The sequence below is a fragment of the Pelomonas sp. BJYL3 genome (assembly GCF_027257975.1).
In the GTDB taxonomy this organism is placed as follows: domain Bacteria; phylum Pseudomonadota; class Gammaproteobacteria; order Burkholderiales; family Burkholderiaceae_C; genus Roseateles_B; species Roseateles_B flavus.
In genome coordinates, this window is the sequence record NZ_JANZKX010000001.1 from 414,123 (window position 1) to 438,175 (window position 24,053).

Genomic DNA, 24,053 nt, shown 5'->3' on the forward strand with positions numbered 1-24,053 from the left:
AGCCGGGCCCGGCGCCTCGGGCCCCACCTGCTGTGCGAACAGGCGCGGGCCGCCCCGTAAAATCCGCCCTTCAACATGCCGTCCATCCAAAGCATCCAAGACATCCGGGACCGCCTGCGCGCCCTCGGCGCCCTGCCCAAGCACGAACACCGCGTGCTGCGGCTCTGGAGCCAGGCCCTGCCCCAGGCCACCACCAAGCGCCCCATCGAGGACTTCCTGCCCAAGCCCCTGCGCGAGGCCCTGCCCGCGCTGGAGGCCGAGCTGGACACCCTCGCCCGCGTGCAGAGCGAGCACCCGGCCGAGGACGGCTCCAAGCGCCTGCTGGTCGAGCTGGGCGACGGCCAGACGGTCGAGAGCGTGCTGCTGCCGCGGGATGGGCTGTGCGTGTCCAGCCAGGTGGGCTGCGCGGTGGGCTGCCAGTTCTGCATGACGGGCCGCTCCGGGCTGCTGCGCCAGGTCACCAGCGCCGAGATCGTGGCGCAGGTCGTGCTCGGACGGCGGCAGCGGCCGGTGAAGAAGGTCGTGTTCATGGGCATGGGCGAGCCGGCCCACAACCTGGAGCACGTGATGGAGGCCATCGAGCTGCTGGGCACCGCCGGCAACATCGGCCACAAGAGCCTGGTCTTCTCGACCGTGGGCGACCCGCGCGTCTTCGAGCGCCTGCCGCAAGGGCCGGTGAAGCCGGCGCTGGCGCTCTCTCTTCACACCAGCAAGGCCGCGCTGCGCGAGCAGCTGCTGCCGCGCGCGCCGCGCCTCACGCCCGAGGAGATCGTGGCCGAGGGCGAGCGCTATGCGCGGCTCAGCGGCTATCCCATCCAGTATCAGTGGACCCTGATCGAGGGCGTCAACGACGGCGAGGACGAACTGGACGGCATCGTGCGCCTGCTCAAGGGCCGCTACGGCGTGCTCAACATGATTCCCTACAACAGCGTGCCCGAGCTGCCCTTCAAGCGCCCGGCCTGGGAGCGCGCCGCCGAGATCGCCCGCCAGCTGCACCGCCGCGGCGTGCTGACCAAGCTGCGCAACTCCGCCGGCCAGGAAGTGGACGGCGGCTGCGGCCAGCTGCGGGCCCGCGCGCTGGACGGCTCGGTGGCGGTGCGCGTGATGCGCAAGGCCGGCTGAAGAGGCGCGAGGATCAGGCGGCCGCCGGTTCGCAGTTGACCATCCAGGGCACGCCGAAGCGGTCCGTCAGCATGCCGAAGCCGGGCGACCAGAAGGTGGGGCCATAGGGCATGGTCACCTGGCCTCCGACGGACAGGGCCTGGAAGAGCCGCTCGCCTTCGGCCGGCTCATGGGCCGAGACGGTCAGGCTGAAGCCCTTGTAGCCCTCGAAGGGCATGCCCGGCGGCATGTCCGAGCCCATGAGGGTCAGGCCTTGCGCCTCGATGCGGGCATGCATGATGCGGCCCTTCCATTCATCCGGCGTGGGCGGGCACTCGGGGGCCGGCGGCGCCTCGCCGTAGGTGGAGCGCATGGTCTTGCGGCCGCCCAGGGCGGCGGCGTAGAAGTCCAGGGCCTCGTCGCAGCGGCCGTCAAAGCTCAGGTAGGCAATCATGGGGAGTCTCCTTCCTCGGGTTCGGGGTTCGGGGCCTTGCGCCCCCCGCCCGGTATAACCCGATTCGGAGACGGGCGCCGACGAGACCCTGCCGGCGTCCATGCCGCCAGGGACATCGGCGCCCTGGCCTGGCTCAGTTCAGCGCCGTCTTCATCGTCCCGCCGGTCAGCGCGGCGATGAGGTTGTCCACCGCCAGATCGCACATGGCGCGGCGCGTGGGGATGGAGGCGCTGGCGATGTGCGGCGTCAGCACCACGTTGCGGCAGGCCAGCAGCCCCGGGTGCACGGCGGGCTCGCCCTCGAACACGTCCAGGCCCGCGGCGGCCAGGCGCCCGGCCTGCAGGGCCTCGGCCAGCGCGGCGTCGTCGACGATGCCGCCGCGCGCCACATTGGTCAGCGTGGCCGCGGGCTTCATCAGGGCCAGCTCGGCCGCGCCGATGAGGTGGTGCGCCTCGGGGCTGTAGGGCAGCACGATGACGAGGTGGTCGCTCTGGCGCAGCAGGTCCTCCTTGCTGACCCAGCACGCCCCCAGCGGCTGCTCAACTTCCGGCGCGAGCCGGCTGCGGTTGTGATAGAGCACGGACATGCCGAAGCCCAGCGCCCCGCGCCGCGCAATGGCCTGCCCGATGCGGCCCATGCCCAGGACGCCCAGGGTGCTGCCATGCAGGTCCGCGCCCACCAGCAGGTCCACATGCCACTGCTTCCACTGCCCTTCGCGCAGGTAGCGCTCGGATTCGCTGATGCGCCGCGCCGCGGCCATCATCAGCGCGAAGCCGAAGTCGGCCGTGGTCTCGGTCAGCACGTCCGGGGCGTTGCTGACACGCACACCGCGCGCCGTGCAGGCGGCCAGGTCCACGTTGTTGTAGCCCACGGTCATCAGGCAGACGGCGCGCAGCTGCGGGCAGGCGTCCAGCAGCGCGGCGTCGATGCGCTCGGTGCCGGTGGCGAAGAGGCCGGCCTTGCCCTGCAGGCGCCGGATCAGCTGCTCGGGGGGCAGGGGCTCGTCGCTGTCGGTCTCCTCGACCTCGGCATGCTCGCGCAGACGCTCGACGATGTCCGCAAAGATGCGGCGGGCCACGAAGACGGCCGGCTTGTTCTGGCTCATCAAAAACCTCACTGGTCGAGGAAGCGTACGAACTCGTCCAGCGCGGCGCGCTCGGTCACCAGGCTGTTCTCGATGGCGTTCGGGTCCGCGTAACCCAGGGCCATGCCGCAGACCAGCATCTGCTCGGGCCCGAACTTCAGCTCCTCGGCGATCAGGCGGTGGAACTGGGTGAAGGCCGCCTGCGGGCAGGTGTGCAGGCCGCGGCCGCGGGCGGCGATCATGATGTTCTCGAGGAACATGCCGTAGTCCAGCCAGCTGCCCTGCTGCATCACGCGGTCGATGCTGAAGATCAGGCCCACCGGCGCGTCGAAGAAGCGGTAGTTGCGGCCGTGCTGCTCGTGCATGCGGGCCTTGTCGCCCTTGGTGATGTTGAGCAGGCCGTAGAGGTCCCAGCCCACCTTGCGGCGGCGGTCGATGAAGGGCGAGACCCATTCACGCGGGTAGTAGGCGTACTCCTCCTGGTGCGTGGACAGCTCCTGCGGGTCGTCATAGACGGCCATGATGCGGTCGCTGAGCCGCTTCAGCGCCGCCCCGGTGAGCACATGCACCTGCCAGGGCTGGGTGTTGGTGCCCGAGGGCGCGCGGGCGGCCACGCGCAGGATGTCCTCCAGGGTCTCGCGCGGGATGGGCGTGTCCAGGAAGGCGCGCATCGAATGGCGGGTGCGGATGGCCTCGTCCACGGCCGCCTGGGCCTCGGGGCTGGGTCGATCAAAGACAGGGTTCTTGGCACTCACTTGGGCAGTCCTTCCAGGGCTTGCAGGGCGTTCAGATAGGCCGCGGGCAGGGCCGGCACGGGGCGGCGTGTCTCGCGGTCGACGTAGACATGGACGAAGTGGCCGCGCGCCGCACACGTGGGCGCACCTTCGGCGAAGAGGCCGATCTCGTAGCGCACGCTGGAGCGGCCGCGGTGCGCCACGCGCAGGCCGGCCTCCACGCGCTGCGGGAAGGCCAGCGATTCGAAGTAGTTGCAGCGCGTCTCCACCACCAGGCCGATCACCTCGCCGCCGTGCAGGTCCAGCGCGCCCTGCTCGATCAGGTACTGGTTCACCGCGGTGTCGAAGAGGCTGTAGTAGACGACGTTGTTGAGGTGGCCGTAGAGGTCGTTGTCCATCCAGCGGGTGCTCAGCGGGATGAAGCGGGCGAAGGCGCTGCGGGGCTCGGGGCCGGGGCGCTCGTCAGGGGCGGGGGCGGCGTTCGTCATCGGGCCATTGTTCCACCGGCGTCCTGCCAGCGCTGCCACGCACGCGACGCCGCCTGCACCGTCGCGTACTGCACCTCCACCATGGCGGCCAGGTCCGCGCCATAGCCGCCGGCCATGCTCAGGGCCACGGGGATGCGGCGCTGCCAGAGCCAGTCCAGCACGCGCTCGTCCCGCGCCAGCAGGCCGGCAGCGCTGAGCTTCAGGCGGCCCAGCCGATCGCCCTCGTGCGGATCGGCGCCCGCCAGGTAGAAGGCCAGGCCGGGCGGGTGCGCCTGCATGCGTCGATCGACCTCGGCCAGGGCCTCGTCCAGCGCGGCCAGGTAGGCCGCATCGGCGGTGCCGTCGGGCAGTTCCACATCCAGGCTGCTGGCCTCCTTGCGGAAGGGGAAGTTGCGGGCGCCGTGCAGCGACAGGGTGAAGACGCTGGGGTCGTCCCGGAAGATGGCGGCGGTGCCATTGCCCTGGTGCACGTCCAGGTCGATCACCAGCACGCGCAGGCCTGGCCGTGCGCTCCCGTGGCGGGTGTGCCACTCGGCCTGCATCAGGCGCGCGGCCACCGCCACGTCGTTGAACACGCAATAGCCGCTGCCCTTGTGCGCGTAGGCATGATGCGTGCCTCCGGCCAGGTTCATGGCCACGCCCTCGCTCAGGGCCGTGCGGGCGGCGGCGATGGTGGCGCCCACCGAATGCCGCGAGCGCACCGGCATGGCGGGCGACCAGGGGAAGCCGATCTCCCGCTGCTCGGCCTCGCTCAGGCGGCCGTCCAGCACCCGGGCGATGTAGTCGGGATCGTGGGCCAGGGCCAGCTCGCCCTCGCTGGCCGCGGGCGCCGGGCACAGCCACACGGCACCGGGTTCGGCCTCCACACGTTCCCGCAGCAGGCGGTACTTGGCCTGTGGGAAGCGGTGCTGGGCGGGCAGCTGCAAGGCGTGGGCGTCGGAGTGAAAGGCCTGCATGGGCATCGGGCGGCAGCCCGGCGGGGCGGAGATGGCGGCATCCTAGCCACAAACGCGACCGGCGCGCGGGCCGGCACCGTCCCCAAGAAAAAACACCCCGGGGACGGGCGTCACCGGGGTGTTTCGTGGAGCCGGCCGCAGCCGGTCTGGGCCCGAGCTCAGGCCATCAGAACTCGTACTGGGCCATCAGGCGCACGCGGCGCGGCTGCTGCACGGAGTTGGCGTCCGGCTGGCCATAGGCAGGACGGGGCGAGTTGAGGCCGTTGTCCGACTGCTCGTCGACCGCACCCGGCGTGCGGGCGTTGAACACGTTCAGCAGGTCCACCGAGAAGGTCATGCCTTTCAGCGCGCGAGGCGTGTAGGTGGCCTGGAGGTTCAGCTCCTTGGTCCAGTCCAGGCGCCCTGCGGTACCGCGCGGCGTCAGCTTGCCCATGCAGTAGAACGAGGTGGAGCCGTAGTCGATCGAGTGGCTGTCGATGGTGCCGGCATAGGTGCCCAGGCAGTTGCGCGGGCGGCCGCTCTGCAGGATCAGGTTCGCGCCCAGACGCCATTCGTCGGTGGCGGCGTAGGAGCCCCACAGCTTGAAGGTGTGACGGCGGTCGTTGGGCAGGTAGCCATCCGAGCCCTCCATCAGACCCGGATGGTCCCAGTCCTGTCCGATCCCGGCGTCACGCTGGCCGATGTCCGACTTGATGTAGCCCTCCGTCGTGCCCTTGCTGAAGGCCAGCACGTAGGAGCCCTGCAGGCTCCACTTCTTGTCCCAGGCGCGCTCGACGGTGAATTCCAGCGCGTCATAGGTCCGCTTGGGCTTGACGGGGAAGCGCAGCGCCTCGGCCGGGATCGTCACCGCCGTCAGCTCGCGCTTGCCATCGAGGTCGACGTTGGCAGTCAGGTCCTTGCCCGGATTGGCCAGGAAGCAGCGCGAGATGGTGTTCCCGATGCGGCGTGCCTGGGCTTCCGTGTACTTGCCGGACTTGCGGGCCCAGTCGTAGGCGCCTTCGAAGGAGCAGACATCGTCCATCGAGTTCTTGAGCGCACGGTGGGTGTACTTGACGCCACCGGACCAGCGATCGACCAGGGCCTTCTGGAAGCCGATGATGAACTCATCCTGGAACATCGGCTTGATGTTCGGGTCGACGATGGTGCGGGGGTCGGGGGCCGTGCCATCGGAGTTCGTCTTGCGCTCGCCCAGCTTGGCCCCGAGGGCCGGCAGTTCGAGCTTGTCGGCACTGAAGCTGCCGCCGAACTTGTAGTAGTCGGTCCAGTCGCCCTGCCTGCCGGAAAGGCGGACGTTGGTGTTCGCGTACACCGGGATGTAGTAGCGGCCCAGATTGGAGTAGACCTTCAGCTTGCCGTCGCCGGCCACGTCCCAGGCCGCGGCCAGGCGCGGTGCGAAGGTGTTCTTCACGTCGATGAAGGCCTTGCCGTCACCGTTCTTGTTCGTGAAGGCCTCGCTGCGCAGGCCCGCGCTCACCAGCAGATTCTTTGTCGCCTGCCAGTTGTCCTCGATGTACCAGGCCGAGTTCTCCGTGCGGAAATCACCGCCGTTCTCGAAGTAGCGCACCGTGACAATGTCCAACGGCGCTCCGGTGGTGTTGACATAGTTGTTGGGCAGCTTGCCGTCCGCGGCCAGGGTGGTCAGCGTCCACCAGGACTTGGAGGCGCCCGGGGCCACGGTGCCGTCATGCGTCAGGTAGACCTCGGAATCGAGGCCGGCACGCAGCGTGTGCTTGGCATTGAGCGCGTACTCGACGTCGAAGCGGTAGGCCGTGCGCTTGTCCTTGGCCGCCGGGTCGCCGACCTGGGTCTGGGTGGCACAGCCGCGCTGGACAGCCTCGGTGCCCCGCTCGTCGCTGATGTACTCGCAACCGCTGCTCGGGATGATGGAGGAGCGGCTGTAGCGGCCCACGCCGTACATGGCGGAGACGGTGAGGTCGTCGGTGAGCCAGCTGGTCCACTTCAGGATCTGGGTCGCGCCGCCGGTGGTGTAGATGTCGGTGCCCTGGTCATCGCCACGCTCGGTACCGTAGGCCTTGGGCGACTTGAAGTTGGCGCGGTTGCGCTCCGTCTTGTCATTGAAGGCGGTCAGCTCGATGAGGTTGTTCTTGGTGAGGTTCCAGTCCAGCTTGAGCAGGTACTGAGGCGTCTTGTTGGTCTCGTCGTACTGCGCGGTGTTCCCGTACCAGCGCGTGCGCTCGTTCTGCAGCTGCACCAGGCCGAAGCCGTAGAGCGTGTCCTTGACCAGCGCGCCGCCGGCGTAGGCACTCACCTTGCGGCGGTCGAAGTCGCCCGGGCGGTTCATGGCCTGCCAGTCGCCCCACTTCAAGGCGTCGGTGTTGGCGTTCTTGAAATAGATGGAAGACCCGCGCAGCGAAGCCGGCTCGAAGCTGGCGCTCACGCCGCCGTGCCATTCATCGGTGCCGCGCTTGGTCGTCACCGAGATCACGCCACCCAGCGAGCGGCCGTATTCCGCGCCGTAGCCGCCGGTCTTGACCTGCTGGTTGGCAATGCCTTCGAAGGGCACCGAGTTGAAGGCGATGCCGTTGACGATGTTGGTGACGTTGAAGCCATTGATGTAGTAGGCGTTCTCGGCCGGCGAGGCACCGCCCAGCGAGGGCACGTTGCCGATGCGACCGTCGCCGCGCACCGCACCAGGCGCCAGCAGGGCGATGGCGGTGACGTCCCGCACGACGGGGATGCGGTCGATGTCCGCCTTGTTCAGCAGGGTGGCGCTTTCCGTCGACTTCATGTCGATGGTCTTGACTGCCGAGCCGGTCACGATCACTTGATCCAGGGCATTGAAGTCAGCCACCGACCCTTTGCCCGGGACCACGGCGACGGTCTGCGTGCGGGTGCTGCCATCGCTTCGCGTCACCACCACCTGGTAATCGCCCGGGGGCAGCTGGCTCACCACGTAGCCGCCATCCTTGTCGACCGTGACCGTGCGGGTCAGGCCGACGGCCTTGTTCACGATGGTGATCCGGTCACCTGCGCGGGCCTGCCCGTTGATGGAGCCGGCGCTCTGCTGGGCCAGCACAGGCGTGGCACTCAGGGCGGCGCCCATGGCGATGGCCAGGGCCGAACGCCGCAGGACGGCGGCCGTGGTCAGGCATTTTCTGGAATGGGACATAGTTGTTCCTGTCATCTGATTTGAATGTCATGACGCACACCGCCGGGCCGACCCTTGTGAGGCCGTGCAGATCCTCCTCGCGGCAGCAGTGCTCATGGATCATCCCGACTGTCGCGCCGGGGCGAATCAGCGCCACCACACCTTGACAGCGGGCTCCAGCGCTGCCGGGCTTCTAACCCCCAGAAGAGCAGCCCTCTCAAGCCGGCCCTGCCCCAGGAAGACGCGGGGCTGCCGGCCAGGCGCAGGCCGCGCGGCGGGCCCGTGACAGGTGCATCGGAATGGCCGCTATCCGGACATCCGCGCGCGGGCGCCGGCATGCAGTTGCCTCGCGGCGACGTTTCGTGCGCAGGACGTTTCATTTGCTTGCGAAGTTCGCTGCTCGCCCCGATGTGGCAGTCCCCCCGCGGCGCCGACGGTCGCAGACACAGCGCTGCCGTGACCCGGCTGTGACGATCCTCCCGGATCGTGGCTTTCCCGCCGATTTGCCCCTTTTTGCTGCATCGCAGCAAAAAGTGCTTGCAAGCCGGGCCGGAAGCCCCCACAATTCATTTCATGTTGCAGTGCAACATTATCGCTGTCACCGAGTATCCATCAGGAATCCCGCGGGTCGCCCCGCTCAGACTTAGGAGAGCATCATGCTGACTGCTGAACAAATCTTCGCCGCCCACAAGGCCAATATCGAGACCCTGTTCGGTCTGACCAACAAGGCCTTCGAAGGCGTGGAAAAGCTGGTCGAGCTGAACCTGCAGGTGGCCAAGGCCACCCTGGCTGAAGCCGCCGAGAACACCCAGGCCGCCCTGTCCGTGAAGGACGCGCAAGAGCTGCTGGCCCTGCAGACCTCGCTGCTGCAACCCAGCGCCGAGAAGGCCGCCGCCTACAGCCGTCACCTGTACGACATCGCCACCGCCACCAACGCCGAAGTGGCCAAGGTCGCCGAGGCCCAGTTCGCCGACGTGCAGACCAAGTTCAACGCCGTGGTCGACACCGCTGCCAAGAACGCCCCGGCCGGCACCGAGAACGCCGTGGCCCTGGTGAAGTCCGCCGTGGCTGCCGCCAACAACGCCATCGAGAACATCCAGAAGGCCGCCAAGCAAGCCACCGAAGTGGCCGAGGCCAACTTCGAGGCCGTGACCAACACCGCCGTGAAGGCCTCGCAAGGCAGCAGCCGCGCCAAGCGCTCCGCCTCCGCCTGAATTTGACGAGTTGTCTCCTCGGTACCCCGTGGTGACCGCGTCACCCAGGTACCCTTGAAGCCCGATGCCTTGTGCCTCGGGCTTTTTTTATGGGCTTCCCCGGGCCTGAGCTCCGTGCAGGCGCTGCTAGCATCCGCGCCTGACCATGAGCGAGCGCGCCGCCCCTTCCCTTGCCGACTGCCCCAATTGCGAGGCGCCGCTGGCCCGGCCTCCCGCGCCTTTCTGCGCGCAGTGCGGCCAGGAGGCGCGGGTCCGGGCGCCCACGCTGATGGAGTTCCTCCAGCAGTTCGGCGGGGCCTACATCTCCACCGAAGGCGCCCTGTGGCGCACGCTGAAGCTGCTGCTGACGCGCCCCGGCGCCCTGACGGCGGCCTACCTGCGCGGCAAGCGCCGCAGCCATGTGCTGCCCCTGCGCCTGTACCTCACCTTCAGCGTGCTGACCCTGGCCCTGCTGAAGCTGCTGGGCCATGCGCCCTTCAGCGAGGAGAAAGCCGAACGCACCCGCCAGAGCCTGCAGACCGGCACCTTCTCCGTGGTCGGGGTCCCGCCGGTCGTACTGGCCATGGAGCACCGGCAGTTCGTCTGCACCGGGCTGCCAGACTGGTACTGCACGCGCGCCCGGGCCCGGCTGGAGCAGGATCCCGGCACCGTGGTGCAGGCCGTGCAGGCGGCGCCGGAGCAGGTCATCGGCAGCATGGGGCGGGCGATGTTCGTGCTGCTGCCGGTCTTCGCCCTGCTGCTGAAGCTGCTGCAATGGCGCCGTGACGGCCAGGGCCTGCGCTACACCGAGCACCTGGTCTTCGCCCTGCACCTGCACTGCGTGTGGTTCCTGAGCCTGTGGGCGGTCGCGCTGCCCTCCCCGCTGCCCCTGGGCGCGCTGGCCTGGAGCCTGGGCTACACCCTGCTGGCCCTGCGCAGGGTCTACGGGCGCAGCTGGTGGGGCACGGCCTGGCGGGCCGTGCTGCTGCTGGCGACGCAGGTCGTGCTGATGTTCGGCATGTTCATCCTCTCCGTCCTCTGGTCCGTGGTCTCATGAACTGGTTTCGCAGGCAGTTGCTGGTCCCCTCCCCCGTGCCCGGCCACTGCGCCAACTGCGGCAGCGCGCTGCCCGAGCCGCGGCCGCGCTTCTGCGGCCACTGCGGCCAGGAGACCGAGGTCAAGGCGCCCTCGCTGGGCGAGTTCATCCAGCAGTTCGGTGGTGCCTACTTCTCCACCGAGGGCGCGCTGTGGCGCACGCTGTGGCGGCTCTTCATCCCGGGGCAGCTGACGCTGGAGTACTTCGCGGGCCGCCGCCGGCATTACGTGCTGCCGCTGCGGCTGTACCTGACGATGTCCGTGGTGTTGCTGCTGGCCCTGCGCTTCAACAGCCAGCTGGAATGGACGGACGACGCGCCCGCCGACGGTCCGCCCGCGGCCGCCTCCGCGCCAACGTCCACGCCGCAGGCCGGCACCGGTGCGCTGAAGCCGGCCCGGGCGGCCAGCGGGCCGCAGCGGGTGCACCGCGGCCTGATCATCGACGACAAGGACCGCGACGAGCTGACCATGTTCGAGCTGGGCGCCTGGCGCGCCGGCATGCACCAGGGGAAGTTTTACTGCGAAGGCTTCAGTGACAAGGTCTGCAAGCGCCTCGAACGCCGCCTCACGGCCGACCCGCAGACCGCCCAGCAGGAGTTCGCCGACCTCCCCTCCCGGGCCCTGGACCACCTCGGCCAGGCCATGTTCGTGCTGCTGCCGGCCTTCGCGCTGTGGCTCAAGCTGCTCTACGTGGACAAGCGCCGCCGCTACACCGAGCACCTGGTCTTCGCCCTGCACCAGCACGCCTTCTGGTTCGCGATGCTGGCCCTGCTGACGCTGAAGGCCGAGCCGGTGGCCGTGTTCTGCGCGCTGGCCATGGTGGTCCACCCGCTGCTCGCACTGCACCGCGTCTACGGCACGCGCTGGTGGAGCACCCTGCCCCGCGCCTTCGGCCTGATGGTGGCCTACTCCGTCAGCCTGGGCCTGGTGATGACGGCCGTGTTCATCTACCTGTTCGCGTCTTAGCCGCCAGACGCTGGCGCAGCTGCGGCATGGCGGCCAGCGCGGCCTCGCGCCCCGCCTGGATGCTGCGCTTGCGGGCCGAGAAATCGGCGCTGCCCACGCCCTCCAGTTTGGGGCGGATGATGACGTCCGCCTCGCGCAGCTCGAAGTTGTTGATGGAGCGGCCCATGATGGAGAAGGTCTGCAGCAGCATGCGCATGGCGTCGCCGGGCGGCTTGGCCTCGGGCGGCTCGGAGATGTCCACCGCCACGACCAGCTCGGCGCCCATCTGCTTGGCAAAGCGCACCGGCACCGGCGCTACCAGGCCGCCGTCCACATACTCGCGCTGGCCGATCTTGACCGGCTGGAACACCGCCGGCACCGAGCTGGAGGCGCGCACCGCGGCGCCCGTGTCGCCGGTGCGGAAGAGGATGGGCGAGCCGTCCGAGAGGTCGGTGGCGACGATGCCCAGCGGCAGGGGCATCTGCTCGATCAGGCGGTGGCCGGTCTTTTCACGCACGAAGCGCGCCAGCGCCTCGCCGCGGATCAGGCCCCGGGTGGGGAAGGCCCAGTCGGTGATGGCGCCCTCGTCCATGGACTCGGCCATCTGGGCCAGCTCCTTGCCGTTCTTGCCCGAGGCGTAGAGCGAGGCCACCAGGCTGCCCGCCGAGGTGCCCGCCACCAGGTCGACCTTGATGCCGTTCTCCTCCAGCACCTGGATCACGCCGATGTGCGCGAAGCCCCGCGCCGCGCCGCCGCCCAGGGCCAGGCCCAGCTTGGGCGGCTTCGGAGGCGGCAGGGGCACGACGGGGTCCACTGGCTGCACGGGCTGGGGCGGCGGTGTCTCCGTGCCGGGGTTGCGGGTGGGCGCGGTGGCGCAGGCAGCCAGGCCCAGGGCGAGCAGGGCCGCCAGAGCGGCACGACGGGGGCGGACAGTGGCCGCAATATCAGACGATCGCATGGCGCGGCATTCTATTGAGGCGGCCGGCACTGCGGCGCCGGGGCCACGTCTTGCCTCCCCGCCGCCGGGCGCGATGCCACAATGCAGCTGCGCCTGCGCCTGCCAGGCGCGCCACCGGGGAGTCGTGCGTGGACGAATCGGAACAGGTCAGGGAACGCATCGCCGCCATGCTGCGCAGCAGCCCGGTGTTCGGCCCGCTGTCCGATGCCCTGCGCCTGGCCCTGGCCGGCGCGATGCGCCTGCACACGGTGCCCGGCGGCAGCCCCCTGTTCCATGAAGGCGAGCCCGCGGACAGCATGGCCGTGGTCCTCAGCGGCGGCCTGCGCGCCTGGCGGCAGACGCCCGCCGGCGAGCTGCTGCTCTACAACCAGTTCCATCCCGGCCAGAGCGTGGGCGAGCTGGCCATGATCCTGCAGCAGGCGCGCGCCCAGCACGTCACCGCGCTGCGGGACTCCCTGGTCGCTCTGCTGGACCGCCAGGCCTACGAGGCCCTGCTGCTGCTGCACCCGCTGGAGCTGAGCCGGGTCATGATCAAGACAGTGGCGGACCGGCTGCGCAACCAGGCTGACGGCAGCGAGCAGCGCCTGGCACAGACCTTTCTCGTGCTGCCCCTGTCACCCGACGCGGCCACACGCCAGGCCGCCGCCACGCTGGCCCGCCAGCTGAGCCAGGCCCTGGGCCACGGAGGCCGCGCCGGCCACCTGCTGGAGCACGGCCCCGAGCAGACCCTGCGCCTGGATGGCCAGCCCTGGCCCCGCGATCGCCTGCCGGAGCTGGACGACAGCCATGACTACCTGGTCTACGAGGCCGACGAACAGGCCAGCGACTGGACGCGCTACGCCTTCCGCCACGCCGACCAGCTCGTGCTGGTGGCCCGCGCCGGCAGCGGCCCGGGGCTCAGCGAGATCGAGCGCCAGCTGCAGCGCGAGACCGGCTGGTCCCTCAAGCGCCAGCACCTGGCCCTGCTGCACCCGGCCGCCGCGCGCGATGCCGAGGCGCCGCAGCCCTGGTCGGTCGAACGCCAGCTGGAGCGCGTCTACCCGCTGCGCGAAGGCCATGACGAGGACGTGGCGCGCCTGGCCCGCTTCCTCACCGGCCAGGCCGTGGGCCTGGTGCTGGGCGGCGGCGGTGCGCGCGGCTTCGCGCACCTGGGTGTGCTGCGCGCGCTGCGCGAGGCGGGCGTGCCGGTGGATCTCATCGGCGGCAACAGCATGGGCGCGCTCATCGGCGCCCAGCTGGCCCAGGGCCATGACATCGCCACCGTGCTGGCGCAGACGCGCCGCTTCGCCACCGGCGGTGAGCGGCTCACGCTGCCGCTGGTGTCGCTGGTGGGCGGGCGGCGCATCGAGCGCGACCTGCGCACCCTCTTCGGCGAGCAGCAGATCGAGTGCCTGTGGCGCCCCTTCTTCGCCGCCAGCTGCAACCTGAGCCGCGGCAGCACGACGGTACTGGACCAGGGGCCGCTGTGGCGCGCCGTGCTCGCCAGCAATTCGCCCGCCGGCCTGCTGCCCCCCGTGCTGCAGGACGGCGACCTGCTGGTGGACGGCGCCATCCTGGAGAACGTGCCGGCCCAGGCCATGCGCGTGCGCCTAGGCACGCCCCTGGAGCGGCGGCGCGGCAACGGGCAGATCATCGCCATCGACGTCGATGCGCGTGCCGAACTGCGCGCCGACCCGCAGCTGCACCGCCTCAGCGCCGGCAGCCGGCTGCGCTCGCTGATCCGGCGCAGCGCCCCGTCCGCCCCGGGCATCGCCGACATCCTCTACGCCGCCGGCCACGTGGGCGGGGCCAGCCAGCGCGGCCGCACCATCGCGCAGGCCGACGTCTACCTGCAGCCCGACCTCAGCCGCTACGCGCTCATGGCCTATGCCCGCGCCCAGGAGATTGCGGACGAAGGCTATCGCCACGCCCTGCAGCAGGTCGAGCAATGGCAAGACCTGGCCCCCGGAGGCCGGAGGCGATGAGCGAGGCGCAGGCCACGCTGCCCCTGTCCCTGAGCCAGCGCGAGGTCTGGCTGGACCAGCGCGCCTGGCCGGGCAGCGTGCACCTGCACATCGGCGGCTTCGCCTTCCTGCATGGGCCGCTGGACCTCGCCCTGCTGCGCCTGAGCCTGCAGCAGCTGGTGGACGAGAACGAGGCCCTGCGCCTGCAGCCGCTGCCGGACGAGGGCGGCCAGCGCCTGCTCGAGCACTTCGCCGCGCCGCTGGACATCCTGCCCCTTGATCCCGGCCGCGACGCCCGCTCCGCCATGCTGGACTGGTGGCACCAGGAATGCCACCAGCGCTTCGACCTCGGCCGCGCCCCGCCCTGGCGCTGCGTGCTGCTGAGCGACGGCCATGCCCTGCACGGCCTGTCCATCCGCTTCCACCACCTCGTCATGGACGGCTGGTCCACCCAGCTCTTCATGCAGCGCTGGACCGAACGCTACACCCAGCTCCAGCAAGACCTGACCCCCACGCGCGAGCTTCCCGGCGCCTACCTGGCCTTCATCGAAGCCGGACGCGACTACCTCGGCAGCGCCGCCTGCCTGCGCGACGCCGACTACTGGGCCGGGCAATGGCCCACGCTGCAGGAACCGGCGCTGCCGCCACGCCATGCCCTGCGCGCCCCCGACCGGCTGCCGCGCGCCCACGTCGCCCGCCTGCAGGTGCCGCGGCGCGAGCTCCAGCCTCTGCAGGCCGCGCTGCTGGCGCAGGAGGCCAGCCTCTTTGATGCCGCCCTCTGCGCCATCGCCCTGTACCTGCAGCGCAGCCGCGGCATCGAGCACCTGGCGGTGGGCATGCCCAGCCTCAACCGCGGCGGTGCGCGCTGGCGGCAGACCCTGGGCATGTTCGTGAGCGTCCAGCCCCTGCTGCTGCACCTGCGTCCGCAGATGAGCATCGGCGCCCTGCTGGCTGAAGGCCGCCACCAGGCCCGCACCGGCCTGCGCCATGCCCGCTACCCGCTCAGCGAGACCGCCCACCGCCTGCAGCTGATGCGCAGCGGGCGAGACAGCGTGCTGGACGTGATGGTGTCCCTGGAGCGCCAGAGCTATGCCCTGGGCTTCGGCGCCTGCCGCCTGGAGCAGGCGCGCCAGAGCTTTGCCGAGGAGGCCCGCTACCCGCTGGCCCTGACCCTGTGCGAGTTCGGTGACGCCGAAGAGGTGGAGCTCGTGCTGGAGCTGTCAGAGCGCTGCTTCGAGGCCGACGAGGCCGAGCTGCTGCTGCGCCGGCTCTGGCATCTCATGAAGCTGCTGCCCGGCGCGCTGGACAGCCCGCTCGACGCCCCCGCCCTGATGCCCGCTGAGGAGTCCTGGGCCCTCATCCACGGCCTGCACAAGAACCTGGCCAGCATCGAGGCGCCGCAGCCGGTGTGGCTGCAATTCAGTAGGCAGGCCGGGCTGAATCCCGAGGCCGTGGCCCTGGTCTGGGACGATGCCGCCGGGCAGGCTCAGTCCATGAGCTATGCCGAACTGCAGCAGCGCAGCCTGAGCCTGGAGTCGGCCCTGCTGCGCGCGGGCCTTCGCCCGGGCCAGGTGGTCGCCCTGCTGCTGGACCGCAGCCCGGCCCTGCTGGTGGCCCTGCTGGCGGCCTGGCGCTGCGGCGCCTGCGTGCTGCCCCTGTCGACCGAGCTGCCCGGGGAGCGCCTGGCGGAGCTGCTGGAGACCGCCGCGCCCGCCCTGCTGCTGGGCCAGCGCCAGGAGGTGCTGCGCTGGAGCACGGGCCTGCTGCCGGGCATCAGCCTGACGCCGCTGGGCGAGCTGCTCGACGCACCGGCCCTGGCCGGCGCCGCGCGCCCGCTGCCTGACGCCGCCTACCTGCTCTTCACCTCGGGCTCGACCGGCCGGCCCAAGGCCGTTCGCATGGGCCATGACGCCCTGGCGCGGCGCCTGGCCTGGCTGGCACGGCGCTGGCAGATCGGCCCGCAGGACCGCTCGGTGCAACAGGTGCAAGCCAGCTTCGACCCGGCCCTGATCGAGCTGCTGCTGCCGCTCGTGCAGGGCGGCAGCGTGGCCCTGATTCCGCCGGGCCGCCACCATCCCGAGCGCCTGGCGGCCTTCATGCAGCGCCACCGCGCCAGCTTCTGTGCCCTGGTGCCCTCCAGCCTGGCCGGGCTGCTGGCCGGCCTGCAGAAGCACCCGGTGCCCAGCCTGCGCGTGGCCTGCTGCGGCGGCGAGGTGCTGGCGCCGGCCCTGTCCAACCGCTTCCTCGCGGAGACGGGCGCCGCGCTCTTCAACGTCTACGGGCCGACGGAAGCCTGCATCTTCGCCAGCGCCTGGCCCTGCGAGCCCTGGCCCGAGACCGAGGCCCTGCCCCTGGGCCCCGCGGTGGACGACACCCGCATCTACGTGCTGGACGAGCAGCAGCGCCCGCAGCCCTTCGGCGTCAGCGGCGAGGTCTGGCTGGCCGGACCGACCCTGGCCCTGGGCTACCTGGACCCGCAGGACACGGCCGCCGCCTTCCTGCCCGACCCCTTCCACCCCGGCGAGCGCATGTACCGCAGCGGGGACCGCGGCTGGCTGGACGTCCAGGGCCGCCTGCACTTCGCCGGCCGGTGCGACCGCCAGCTGAAGCTGCGCGGCTACCGCATCGACCTGGGTGACGTGGAGGCGGCCTGCCTCAAGCTGCCCGGCGTGCACCAGGCCGCCGTGCAGTGCCTGGACATGGGCGACGGCCCGCGACTGCATGCCTGGCTGGCGGGCCCGCGCGCCCAGGCCGAGCCCACCCTGGCCGCCCTGCTGCGCCAGCGCCTGCCCGACTACATGGTGCCCGCCAGCCTCACCCTGCTGCCGGAACTGCCGCTGAACAGCAGCGGCAAGCTGCTGCTGGAGCGGCTGCCACCGCCCACGCTCGCCACCGGCCCCTTGGCCGAGCCCCGCGCCGCCACGGCGCTGGAGGCAACGCTGCAAGATCTGTGGCGCGAGCACCTGAAACGGACCGCCGTTGGCCTGGAGCAGAACTTCTTCGACCTGGGTGGTGATTCCCTGGCCGCGCTCGCCATCCTGGCGGCCATGGAGGAGCGGCTGGGGCGCCGCCTGCCCCTGCAGCTGATCGTGGACCACCCCACCGTGCGCCAGCTCGCCTTCGCCCTGGCCGCACCGCAGGCCGCCGAGGGCGTCCTCCTGTCCCTGAGCCGCGACATGCAGGCACCGCGCCTGTACGTCGCGGCCTCCGGCCATGGCGACGTGCTGCGCCTGCAGGCCCTGGCGCGTGCGCTGGAAGGCCGGCTGAGCGTGCTGATGCTGCAGCCGCCGCGCGAGGCCCCGGCGCACATGGGCGCGCTGGCCGAGGTCTATGCCGATGCGATCGCGAGCGAGCCCTCGCGGCGCTTCTGGCTGGCCGGATTCTCGGTGGGCGGGGTCAGTGCCCTGGCCTGCTGCCGGGCGCTGGAAGCCCGCGGGCTCGCGCCGCAGGGCCTGGTGCTGCTGGACAGCATCCACCCGGAAGCCGTCATCGGTGGCACCAGCTCCTGGCGCGCCCTGGGCTGGCTGGTCCGTCGACTGCATGTGCAGGACCTCAGCATGAATGGCCGCCGCCTGGGTGCCATGTTCGCCGACCCCGGCCTGGTGGCCCAGGTCATGGCCCTGCGCAGCCACCGGGTCGAGCCCTGCAGCACCCCGGTCTGGCTGCTCAAGACCACCGGCCTGCTGCGCTGGAACCGCCTGCTCTTCCAGGGCTGGCAGCGGCTCTTCGGCGAGCACCTGCGCAGCACCGTGGTGCGCGGCCTGCATGGCTCCATGTTCGAGCCCGAGCATGTGCAGCACCTGGCCGACAGCCTGCTGGCGCTGATGGGCACCAGGATCGAGCCATGAGCCGGGCCGCGCTGGCACCGGGCCTGCGATGGCGCCTGGTCCTGCTGTTCGTCCTGCTGACGGGCCTGCTGCTGCTGGCCTGGGCCTGGCAGCAAGACCATTGGCAGGCCTGGCTGCGCGGCGGGCAGGCCCTGCAGTGGCTGCGCGCTCAGGCCGCCGCGCTGGGGCCGCTGGCCGTCTGGCTGATGATGAGCGCCGCCCTGTGCCTGGCCCTGCCCCTGGTGGTGCTGAGCCTGCTGGTGATCGCCGCCTTCGGCCCGGCCTGGGGCATGGCGCTGTGCTTTGCTGCCGCCGGGCTGTCCGCGCTGGTGAGCCACCGCATCGGCCACGGGCTGGGCCATGCGCTGCTGCTGCGCCTGGCCGGGCCGCGGGTGCGCCTGCTCAGCGAGGCCCTGGGCCGGCGTGGTCTGCTGGCCGTGATCCTGATGCGCCTGACGCCCATCGCGCCTTTCGCGGTGGTGAACATGGTGGCGGGCGCCACCCACATCCGCCCCTGGCAGATGCTGCTGGGCACCTGGATCGGCATGGCGCCCAGCACCCTGGTCATGGGCCTCTTCCTCGACCCGCTGCTGCGCCTGCTCGGGCGACTGGACCTGCCGGTGGTCGCCGGCATCGTCGCGCTGACGGCCGCGGCGGCCGCGCTGCTGGCCTGGCGCCGCCGCCGGGCGCGCGCTCAGGACTGAGGCCGTGCCTGCACCCGCAGCTGCTGCTCGCCCAGGCCCTGCACGCCCAGTCGCATCTCGTCACCCGCCTTCAGGTAGACGGGCTGCGGCTTGCGGCCCATGCCCACGCCGGGCGGCGTGCCGGTGGAGATCAGGTCTCCCGGGTACAGCGTCATGAAGCGGCTGATGTAGCTCACCAGCTGCGCCACGCCGAAGACCATGGTGCGCGTGCTGCCGCGCTGCATGGGCTGACCGTTGACGTCGAGCCAGAGGGTCAGGTCTTGCGGGTCGGCCACCTCGTCCGCCGTGACCAGCCAGGGGCCGACGGGGCCGAAGCTGTCGCAGCCCTTGCCCTTGTCCCAGGTGCCGCCGCGCTCCAGCTGGTACTCGCGCTCCGAGACATCGTTGACCACGCAATAGCCGGCCACGTGGGGCAGCGCATCCGCCTCGTCCACATAGCTGGCCTGGCGGCCGATCACCACGCCCAGCTCCACCTCCCAGTCGGTGCGCGTCGAGCCCCGGGGCAGCCAGACGGTGTCCCGGGCGCCGATGGCGCAGGAGGGCGGCTTCATGAACAGCACCGGCTCGGCCGGCAGGGCCATGCCGGCCTCGGCGGCGTGGTCCGCGTAGTTGAGCCCCACGCAAAGGAACTTGCCCATGCCGCTCCAGGGCAGGCCCAGGCGGGTGTCGGGCGGCAGCAGCGGCAGGTGCGCTGGATCGATCCCGCGCAGCCGCTCCAGGACCTCGGGCGCCAGCGCGGCGCCATCCAGCCGGGAACAGTGAGCGCTGAGATCGCGCAGCTGCCCGTCAGCGTCCACCAGGCCCGGGCGCTCGGCCCCGGGCGCGCCCCAGCGCATCAGCTTCATGCGTGCTCCTTGCTTTGAATGCCCGGGCCAGTCTACGGCCCGCGGACGCCCCGCGGTTTCAGGACAGCTTGTAGGTCTGCAGGTGGATGCTGGTCTCGGTCGCACCGATGCCCTTGATCAGGCGCACCCGCTCCAGCACCTCGGCGAGCTCGCCCAGGGTGGCGGCGCGCAGCTCGGCCAGCAGGTCCCAGCGGCCGTTCGTGTCGAAGAGGCCGGACACGCCGGGCTCGCCCAGCAGGATGGCGATCACCTCGCGGGTCTTGTTGCCCTCCACCGCGATGCTCATCCAGGCGGTGATGGCATTGGGCGTGACGTCGGGCCGCAGCTTGACGGTGTAGCCCACGATCACGCCGCTGTCTTCCAGCTTGGCGATCCGGTTGGTGACCGTCCCGCGCGAGACCTTGAGCTTGGCCGCCAGCGTGGCCACGGTGGCGCGGGCGTCCTGGCGCAGCAGCGCCATCAATTGCTGGTCGAGGGTATCCATGGTTGGCTCCGGCGGAAGGGGGGCCTCGTGCGATCCCAAGGCCCTGGTGCGAGGGGTATTTTGCCATTTTGGCAATTTCTACTGCCGAAATGGCAATGAACCTTGAGTTATTGAACAACTCTTGCGCTTCTTTCTAACGCGAGGCTTGAGAAGAATCATGTCCATCACAACAACGGAGACTTCTCATGGCACTCCTGCTGAGCACCCACGATGTGGCTGCAATGACCCGACGACTGGGCCTGCCTGCGCTGCTGAAGCGCCTGGTGGGCTATCTGGAAGCCGACTACCTGCGCTGGCAGGACTTCGACAAGACGCCCCGCGTCGCCGCGCATTCGGCGGACGGCGTGATCGAGCTGATGCCCATCGCCGACCACGAGCTCTACACCTTCAAGTACGTCAACGGCCACCCGACGAACTACCGCTTCGGCCTGTCCACCGTGATGGCCTTCGGCGCCCTGGCCGAAATGGCCACCGGCACTCCGCAAGTGCTGTCCGAACTGACCATCAGCACAGCCCTGCGCACGGCCGCCACCTCGGTGATGGCCGCCAAGCGGCTCGCACGGCCTGATGCCAAGACCATGGCCCTGATCGGCAATGGCGCGCAAAGCGAATTCCAGGCCCTGGCCTTCCACTACCTGCTGGGCATCGAAGAGATCCGTCTCTTCGACATCGACCCCGCAGCCACCGCCAAGCTGATGCGCCATCTCCAATCCGTGCCGGGCCTGCGCCTGGTTCCCTGCCAGAGCACCGCCGAGGCGGTGAAGGGCGCGGACATCGTCACCACGGTCACCGCAGACAAGACCAACGCCACCATCATCACGCCAGAGATGCTGGAACCCGGCATGCACATCAACGGCGTGGGCGGTGACTGCCCCGGCAAGACGGAGCTGCACCGCGGCGTGCTGGAGCAGTCCAGCGTGTTCGTGGAGTTCGAGCCCCAGTCGCGCATCGAGGGCGACATCCAGCAGATGCCGGCAGACTTCGCGGTGACCGAGTTCTGGCGCGTGCTGTCAGGTCAGGCCCCGGGCCGCCGCGGCGCCGAGGAAATCACGGTGTTCGACTCCGTGGGCTTCGCGCTGGAAGACTTCTCCATGCTGCGCCTGCTGCGCGACTGCGCCCGTGAACTGGGCCTGGGCAGCGAGATCAGCCTGGTGCCGCGCATGGCCGACCCCAAGGACCTCTTCGGCGAACTGATCACGCCCGAGGCCGAATCCCAGCGCCGGGCCGCCTGAGCAGGCTCACCTCTACGGGGGGCGCCCCCTCCCCCGATGGAGTGATAGGGGCGCCGGTCAGCAACACCGAAGATGCCACCCCAGCGGCGCCGCCACAGGCAGGGCCGCCCGGGTGGCTGAAGCATGGAGGTGTTGCATGAGTCCCGATCTGAGACGGGTGCTGGGGGTCCAGACCCTGGCCCTGCTGGCGGCCCTGCTCTGCATTCTTCATGAGACGGCGCCGGCGCAGCCGGGGCCCATCGGCCTGGGTCAGGCCACTCGAGGCAGCATCCCTGCGGGCGCTGCCTCGAAGTCAGGCCAGCCTCAGGCGGCCAGGCTTGCCTTGAAGGCGCGCGCCTCCCGGCGCTTGGCCTTGGTGGCCTCCTGACGGTAGAGCTCCTCGGCTTCCTGGCGCAGCAGCACGGCCTTTTCCAGGGCCTGCATGTAGCGCTCCACGGTGTAGGTGGACTCGGAAGCGATGTAGACGCTGCGGCGGCGTGCCGGCTCACCATAACGGGGCAGGAGCACGGTGAAGCTGCAATCCCTCAGCTTGCCGCGGCGCTGGCGCACGATGGGACCGGAGATGCCCACCGGCAGCTCGCTGGTCTTGTTGGCATTGGGTTCGGGCTTGAGGCGGGTGGGGGCCGGGAGCTTGGCCACGCGCTTGAGCAGTTCCTTGGTCGCCGCGGCGAGGGCCCCACCGGCTCCGCCGGGGAACTTGCTGTCGGAATAGAACTTGGTGCCGCCGTAGCGCAGCTGCCAACCGTGGGTGGAACGTGAATCGATACGCTGCACGCCCTGCGGAACGGTGAACTGTTCACCGGTGTAGATCAATACTTCTCTGGTTTTCATGAGGTATCCCCATACAACTGGATAACTCCCTGTGTGCGCTAGTGTAACGGTCGCGTCACAGAAGCAGACTTGTGTCGTTAGGAAAGGGGACGGCGCCTGCAGGCTGGATGCCACAGTGGCCGCCCCAGTGTCACCCGGGTGACAAGCCAAGGCCCATTACGGGGCCTTGCCGGGCCCTCGCGCCTCGTCCTCAGCCCTCGCCCCCAGCCTCGTCTCCCGTCTCGTGCTCCGCTTCCTGCCGGCTCCGTGCACGGTCGCGGCGCAGGCTGTCCCACACAGGCGCGGCGTCTCGAAACTTAGGTCCGACTGAAGCCCTCCCGCGGGTCCCTGGCCGGGTGGTCTTGATCCTGCACAATGTGGCATCTGTCACCGAGAGGGTCTATGCAAAGGCGTCAATTCATCGTCCAGGGCAGCGCCAGTCTGTCCATGCTTGCCGTGCCTGCGCTGAGCCAGGCACAAGTCCGGCCGACCGAAGGCCGGCAATACCTGAAGCTGTCCACGCCCCTGCCTGGCGCGGCTGCCGACGGCGAGGTGCTGGAGTTCTTCTCCTACACCTGCCCGCATTGCCATGCCTTCGAGCCGTCTCTGCACCAGTGGCTGGCGCGCAAGCCGGCCAAGGTCCAGTTCCGCCGGGTCCCCTTGGTCATCAATCCCATCGCCCGGGTCACGCAGAAGGTCTACTACGCCCTGGAAGCCATGGGCCAGCTGGAAGCCCTGCACAGCACTGTCTTCAAGGCGGTGCAGGCGGACCTCACCAAGTTCCAGACCCTGGAACTTGCCCAGGCCGAACTGGTGAAGCTGGGCGTCGATGGCGCGCGCTTCAAGCAGATGGCGGAGTCCTTCGGCGTGCAGTCCAAGTGCCAGCAGGCCACCAACCTGGGGCAGGCGATCGCCAGTCATGGCGTGCCGACCATCGTCGTCAATGGCCGCTGGGTGACCAGCCCCTCCATCGCCCAGGGCTACCCTGAGGCCCTGGCTGCCATCGACCACCTGCTGACCCTGCCCCGGGCCTGAGCCCCATGGCCGGCTATGGTGCGCTGATCAAGGAAGTCGGGCGTGGCGCGCGAGGAGCGCGCAGCCTGGATCGGCCTCAGGCCGCCGCCCTGTATGGCGACATGCTCGACGGCCGGGTGCCCGACATGGAGCTCGGCGCCCTGCTGATCGCCCTGCGCATCAAGGGTGAAAGCTGCGACGAGCTGCTGGGCTTCCATGACGCCCTGCAGGCGCGCACCGCCAGGATCGAGCCGCCCGCGGGTCCGCGCCTGGTCCTGCTGCCGGCCCTCAACGGGGCCCGCAAGCTGGCCAATCTGATGCCGCTGGTGGCCCTGCTGCTGGCACGGCGGGGCGTGCCCGTGCTGATCCATGGTCGTCATGACTTCGACAGCCGGGAGAACTCCTTCGACCTCCTCCGGGCCCTGGGCCTGGAGCAGGCCACGACCCTGCCCGACCTGCCCGCCGCGCTCGCGGCCGGCCGGCCGGCGGTCGCCCCCCTGAATCTGCTGTGCCCCGGCCTGGACGCGCTGATGGCCCTGCGCCCGCGCCTGGGGGTGCGCAACAGCGCGCACATCATGGCCAAGCTGCTGGACCCGGCGCCCGGGCGCAGTCTGCGCGTGGTGGCGGTCACTCATCCCGAGTACCTGGACAGCATGAGCGAAGCCCTGCCCGCCCTCTGCCGTGACAGCGGCGGCCAGGCCCTGCTGATGCGTGCCTGCGAAGGCGAGGCCCATGCCCACCTGCGCCGCAAGGCCTGGATGCGCCGCTTCGGCCCCGACGGCAGCTCCGAGCTGCAGACGGGCGACGATGACCTGAACCAGCCGCTGCTGGAACTGCCGGGCACCGATGACAACGCGGCCCTGATCCAGGACTTCCTCGCCGGCCGGCGCCCCTTGCCGGCGCGCATCGAGGAGCAGGTCGAGGCCCTGGACGCCCTGGCGCGGGCCTGACGCACGGGCCTGAATCACGAGCAATTGGCGGGCCCACCCGGCGCCGTGGACCCGAACGATTTGTGCGAACTGGTTACCAGCCGTTCCGCCATCCGCACATTTTCAGCCCGGGCGACCCCCTTCGCGG

General features: G+C 70.3%; 20 protein-coding genes. 10 read left to right on the plus strand and 10 right to left on the minus strand.

Features of this window, described 5'->3' with window-relative positions:
* Positions 1 to 75: 75 nt before the first annotated feature.
* A complete protein-coding gene (locus O9Y01_RS01845; RefSeq protein ID WP_269629780.1) occupies positions 76 to 1,122 on the plus strand; it encodes an RNA methyltransferase in 1,047 nt (348 codons plus the stop codon).
* Positions 1,123 to 1,135: 13 nt separating this feature from the next.
* Here O9Y01_RS01845 and O9Y01_RS01850 read toward each other — a convergent pair whose 3' ends face one another.
* The 6 genes from O9Y01_RS01850 to O9Y01_RS01875 all read right to left on the minus strand — a co-directional run bounded on the left by O9Y01_RS01850 (position 1,136) and on the right by O9Y01_RS01875 (position 7,947).
* Positions 1,136 to 1,555, minus strand: coding sequence for a VOC family protein (locus O9Y01_RS01850; RefSeq protein WP_269629781.1), 420 nt, complete (start codon positions 1,553 to 1,555; stop codon positions 1,136 to 1,138).
* 133 nt (positions 1,556 to 1,688) lie between these two features.
* Positions 1,689 to 2,660 (minus strand): 2-hydroxyacid dehydrogenase, encoded by a 972-nt coding sequence (locus tag O9Y01_RS01855; RefSeq protein WP_269629782.1) that lies wholly within the window; start codon positions 2,658 to 2,660, stop codon positions 1,689 to 1,691.
* Positions 2,661 to 2,668: 8 nt separating this feature from the next.
* On the minus strand, positions 2,669 to 3,394 hold the full coding sequence (locus O9Y01_RS01860; RefSeq protein ID WP_269629783.1) for a nitroreductase: 726 nt from the start codon (positions 3,392 to 3,394) through the stop codon (positions 2,669 to 2,671).
* Positions 3,391 to 3,861, minus strand: coding sequence for an acyl-CoA thioesterase (locus tag O9Y01_RS01865; RefSeq protein WP_269629784.1), 471 nt, complete (start codon positions 3,859 to 3,861; stop codon positions 3,391 to 3,393). Before O9Y01_RS01865 ends, O9Y01_RS01860 begins: the two co-directional genes overlap by 4 nt.
* Positions 3,858 to 4,817 (minus strand): histone deacetylase family protein, encoded by a 960-nt coding sequence (locus O9Y01_RS01870; RefSeq protein ID WP_269629785.1) that lies wholly within the window; start codon positions 4,815 to 4,817, stop codon positions 3,858 to 3,860. The genes O9Y01_RS01865 and O9Y01_RS01870 overlap by 4 nt, the downstream gene beginning before the upstream one ends.
* A 166-nt stretch (positions 4,818 to 4,983) precedes the next feature.
* On the minus strand, positions 4,984 to 7,947 hold the full coding sequence (locus tag O9Y01_RS01875) for a TonB-dependent receptor (RefSeq protein WP_269629786.1): 2,964 nt from the start codon (positions 7,945 to 7,947) through the stop codon (positions 4,984 to 4,986).
* Positions 7,948 to 8,582: 635 nt separating this feature from the next.
* Here O9Y01_RS01875 and phaP point away from each other — a divergent pair.
* From phaP to O9Y01_RS01890, 3 genes are all read left to right on the plus strand, one after another.
* A complete protein-coding gene (gene phaP, locus O9Y01_RS01880) occupies positions 8,583 to 9,140 on the plus strand; it encodes a TIGR01841 family phasin (protein ID WP_269629787.1) in 558 nt (185 codons plus the stop codon).
* Positions 9,141 to 9,285: 145 nt separating this feature from the next.
* Entirely contained in the window at positions 9,286 to 10,176 is an 891-nt protein-coding gene (locus O9Y01_RS01885; RefSeq protein WP_269629788.1) for a DUF3667 domain-containing protein, read from the plus strand.
* Complete coding sequence (locus tag O9Y01_RS01890) at positions 10,173 to 11,180, plus strand: DUF3667 domain-containing protein (protein ID WP_269629789.1); 1,008 nt, start codon at positions 10,173 to 10,175, stop codon at positions 11,178 to 11,180. Before O9Y01_RS01885 ends, O9Y01_RS01890 begins: the two co-directional genes overlap by 4 nt.
* Here the strand turns inward: O9Y01_RS01890 and O9Y01_RS01895 are convergent.
* A complete protein-coding gene (locus O9Y01_RS01895; RefSeq protein ID WP_269629790.1) occupies positions 11,158 to 12,117 on the minus strand; it encodes a patatin-like phospholipase family protein in 960 nt (319 codons plus the stop codon). The genes O9Y01_RS01890 and O9Y01_RS01895 overlap by 23 nt on opposite strands.
* A 128-nt stretch (positions 12,118 to 12,245) precedes the next feature.
* On the opposite strand from O9Y01_RS01895, the gene O9Y01_RS01900 reads away from it, so the two are divergent.
* From O9Y01_RS01900 to O9Y01_RS01910, 3 genes are read left to right on the plus strand one after another with little or no spacing between them, the layout of a single operon-like run.
* Positions 12,246 to 14,081: a cyclic nucleotide-binding and patatin-like phospholipase domain-containing protein gene (locus tag O9Y01_RS01900; RefSeq protein ID WP_269629791.1), complete on the plus strand. Its 1,836-nt coding sequence runs from the start codon at positions 12,246 to 12,248 to the stop codon at positions 14,079 to 14,081.
* A complete protein-coding gene (locus tag O9Y01_RS01905; RefSeq protein WP_269629792.1) occupies positions 14,078 to 17,908 on the plus strand; it encodes a non-ribosomal peptide synthetase in 3,831 nt (1,276 codons plus the stop codon). Before O9Y01_RS01900 ends, O9Y01_RS01905 begins: the two co-directional genes overlap by 4 nt.
* Positions 17,905 to 18,591: a TVP38/TMEM64 family protein gene (locus O9Y01_RS01910; RefSeq protein WP_269629793.1), complete on the plus strand. Its 687-nt coding sequence runs from the start codon at positions 17,905 to 17,907 to the stop codon at positions 18,589 to 18,591. The genes O9Y01_RS01905 and O9Y01_RS01910 overlap by 4 nt, the downstream gene beginning before the upstream one ends.
* Here the strand turns inward: O9Y01_RS01910 and O9Y01_RS01915 are convergent.
* Together O9Y01_RS01915 and O9Y01_RS01920 are read right to left on the minus strand one after the other, a co-directional pair.
* Positions 18,582 to 19,436: a fumarylacetoacetate hydrolase family protein gene (locus O9Y01_RS01915; protein ID WP_269629794.1), complete on the minus strand. Its 855-nt coding sequence runs from the start codon at positions 19,434 to 19,436 to the stop codon at positions 18,582 to 18,584. The two genes, O9Y01_RS01910 and O9Y01_RS01915, sit on opposite strands and share 10 nt — an antisense overlap.
* Positions 19,437 to 19,494: 58 nt before the next feature.
* Positions 19,495 to 19,920: an Lrp/AsnC family transcriptional regulator gene (locus O9Y01_RS01920; protein WP_269629795.1), complete on the minus strand. Its 426-nt coding sequence runs from the start codon at positions 19,918 to 19,920 to the stop codon at positions 19,495 to 19,497.
* A 185-nt stretch (positions 19,921 to 20,105) separates the two neighbouring features.
* On the opposite strand from O9Y01_RS01920, the gene O9Y01_RS01925 reads away from it, so the two are divergent.
* Positions 20,106 to 21,152, plus strand: coding sequence for an ornithine cyclodeaminase (locus O9Y01_RS01925; RefSeq protein ID WP_269629796.1), 1,047 nt, complete (start codon positions 20,106 to 20,108; stop codon positions 21,150 to 21,152).
* Positions 21,153 to 21,455: 303 nt separating this feature from the next.
* On the opposite strand, the gene O9Y01_RS01930 is transcribed toward O9Y01_RS01925, so the two are convergent.
* Positions 21,456 to 21,983: a hypothetical protein gene (locus tag O9Y01_RS01930; RefSeq protein WP_269629797.1), complete on the minus strand. Its 528-nt coding sequence runs from the start codon at positions 21,981 to 21,983 to the stop codon at positions 21,456 to 21,458.
* 381 nt (positions 21,984 to 22,364) lie between these two features.
* On the opposite strand from O9Y01_RS01930, the gene O9Y01_RS01935 reads away from it, so the two are divergent.
* Complete coding sequence (locus tag O9Y01_RS01935) at positions 22,365 to 22,997, plus strand: thiol:disulfide interchange protein DsbA/DsbL (RefSeq protein WP_269629798.1); 633 nt, start codon at positions 22,365 to 22,367, stop codon at positions 22,995 to 22,997.
* A 5-nt stretch (positions 22,998 to 23,002) separates the two neighbouring features.
* Positions 23,003 to 23,926, plus strand: coding sequence for a DNA-binding protein YbiB (ybiB, locus tag O9Y01_RS01940; RefSeq protein ID WP_269629799.1), 924 nt, complete (start codon positions 23,003 to 23,005; stop codon positions 23,924 to 23,926).
* Positions 23,927 to 24,053 lie beyond the last annotated feature (127 nt).

Excerpts from the sequence above, each read along its gene's own strand:
- phaP (WP_269629787.1), top strand. The coding sequence starts at position 8,583 with ATGCTGACTGCTGAACAAATCTTCGCCGCCCACAAGGCCAATATCGAG.
- ybiB (WP_269629799.1), top strand. The coding sequence starts at position 23,003 with ATGGCCGGCTATGGTGCGCTGATCAAGGAAGTCGGGCGTGGCGCGCGA.
- O9Y01_RS01875 (WP_269629786.1), bottom strand. The coding sequence starts at position 7,947 with ATGTCCCATTCCAGAAAATGCCTGACCACGGCCGCCGTCCTGCGGCGT.
- O9Y01_RS01885 (WP_269629788.1), top strand. The coding sequence starts at position 9,286 with ATGAGCGAGCGCGCCGCCCCTTCCCTTGCCGACTGCCCCAATTGCGAG.
- O9Y01_RS01930 (WP_269629797.1), bottom strand. The coding sequence starts at position 21,983 with ATGAAAACCAGAGAAGTATTGATCTACACCGGTGAACAGTTCACCGTT.
- O9Y01_RS01855 (WP_269629782.1), bottom strand. The coding sequence starts at position 2,660 with ATGAGCCAGAACAAGCCGGCCGTCTTCGTGGCCCGCCGCATCTTTGCG.
- O9Y01_RS01935 (WP_269629798.1), top strand. The coding sequence starts at position 22,365 with ATGCAAAGGCGTCAATTCATCGTCCAGGGCAGCGCCAGTCTGTCCATG.
- O9Y01_RS01895 (WP_269629790.1), bottom strand. The coding sequence starts at position 12,117 with ATGCGATCGTCTGATATTGCGGCCACTGTCCGCCCCCGTCGTGCCGCT.
- O9Y01_RS01920 (WP_269629795.1), bottom strand. The coding sequence starts at position 19,920 with ATGGATACCCTCGACCAGCAATTGATGGCGCTGCTGCGCCAGGACGCC.
- O9Y01_RS01910 (WP_269629793.1), top strand. The coding sequence starts at position 17,905 with ATGAGCCGGGCCGCGCTGGCACCGGGCCTGCGATGGCGCCTGGTCCTG.
- O9Y01_RS01890 (WP_269629789.1), top strand. The coding sequence starts at position 10,173 with ATGAACTGGTTTCGCAGGCAGTTGCTGGTCCCCTCCCCCGTGCCCGGC.
- O9Y01_RS01915 (WP_269629794.1), bottom strand. The coding sequence starts at position 19,436 with ATGAAGCTGATGCGCTGGGGCGCGCCCGGGGCCGAGCGCCCGGGCCTG.
- O9Y01_RS01925 (WP_269629796.1), top strand. The coding sequence starts at position 20,106 with ATGGCACTCCTGCTGAGCACCCACGATGTGGCTGCAATGACCCGACGA.
- O9Y01_RS01845 (WP_269629780.1), top strand. The coding sequence starts at position 76 with ATGCCGTCCATCCAAAGCATCCAAGACATCCGGGACCGCCTGCGCGCC.
- O9Y01_RS01865 (WP_269629784.1), bottom strand. The coding sequence starts at position 3,861 with ATGACGAACGCCGCCCCCGCCCCTGACGAGCGCCCCGGCCCCGAGCCC.
- O9Y01_RS01850 (WP_269629781.1), bottom strand. The coding sequence starts at position 1,555 with ATGATTGCCTACCTGAGCTTTGACGGCCGCTGCGACGAGGCCCTGGAC.
- O9Y01_RS01870 (WP_269629785.1), bottom strand. The coding sequence starts at position 4,817 with ATGCAGGCCTTTCACTCCGACGCCCACGCCTTGCAGCTGCCCGCCCAG.
- O9Y01_RS01905 (WP_269629792.1), top strand. The coding sequence starts at position 14,078 with ATGAGCGAGGCGCAGGCCACGCTGCCCCTGTCCCTGAGCCAGCGCGAG.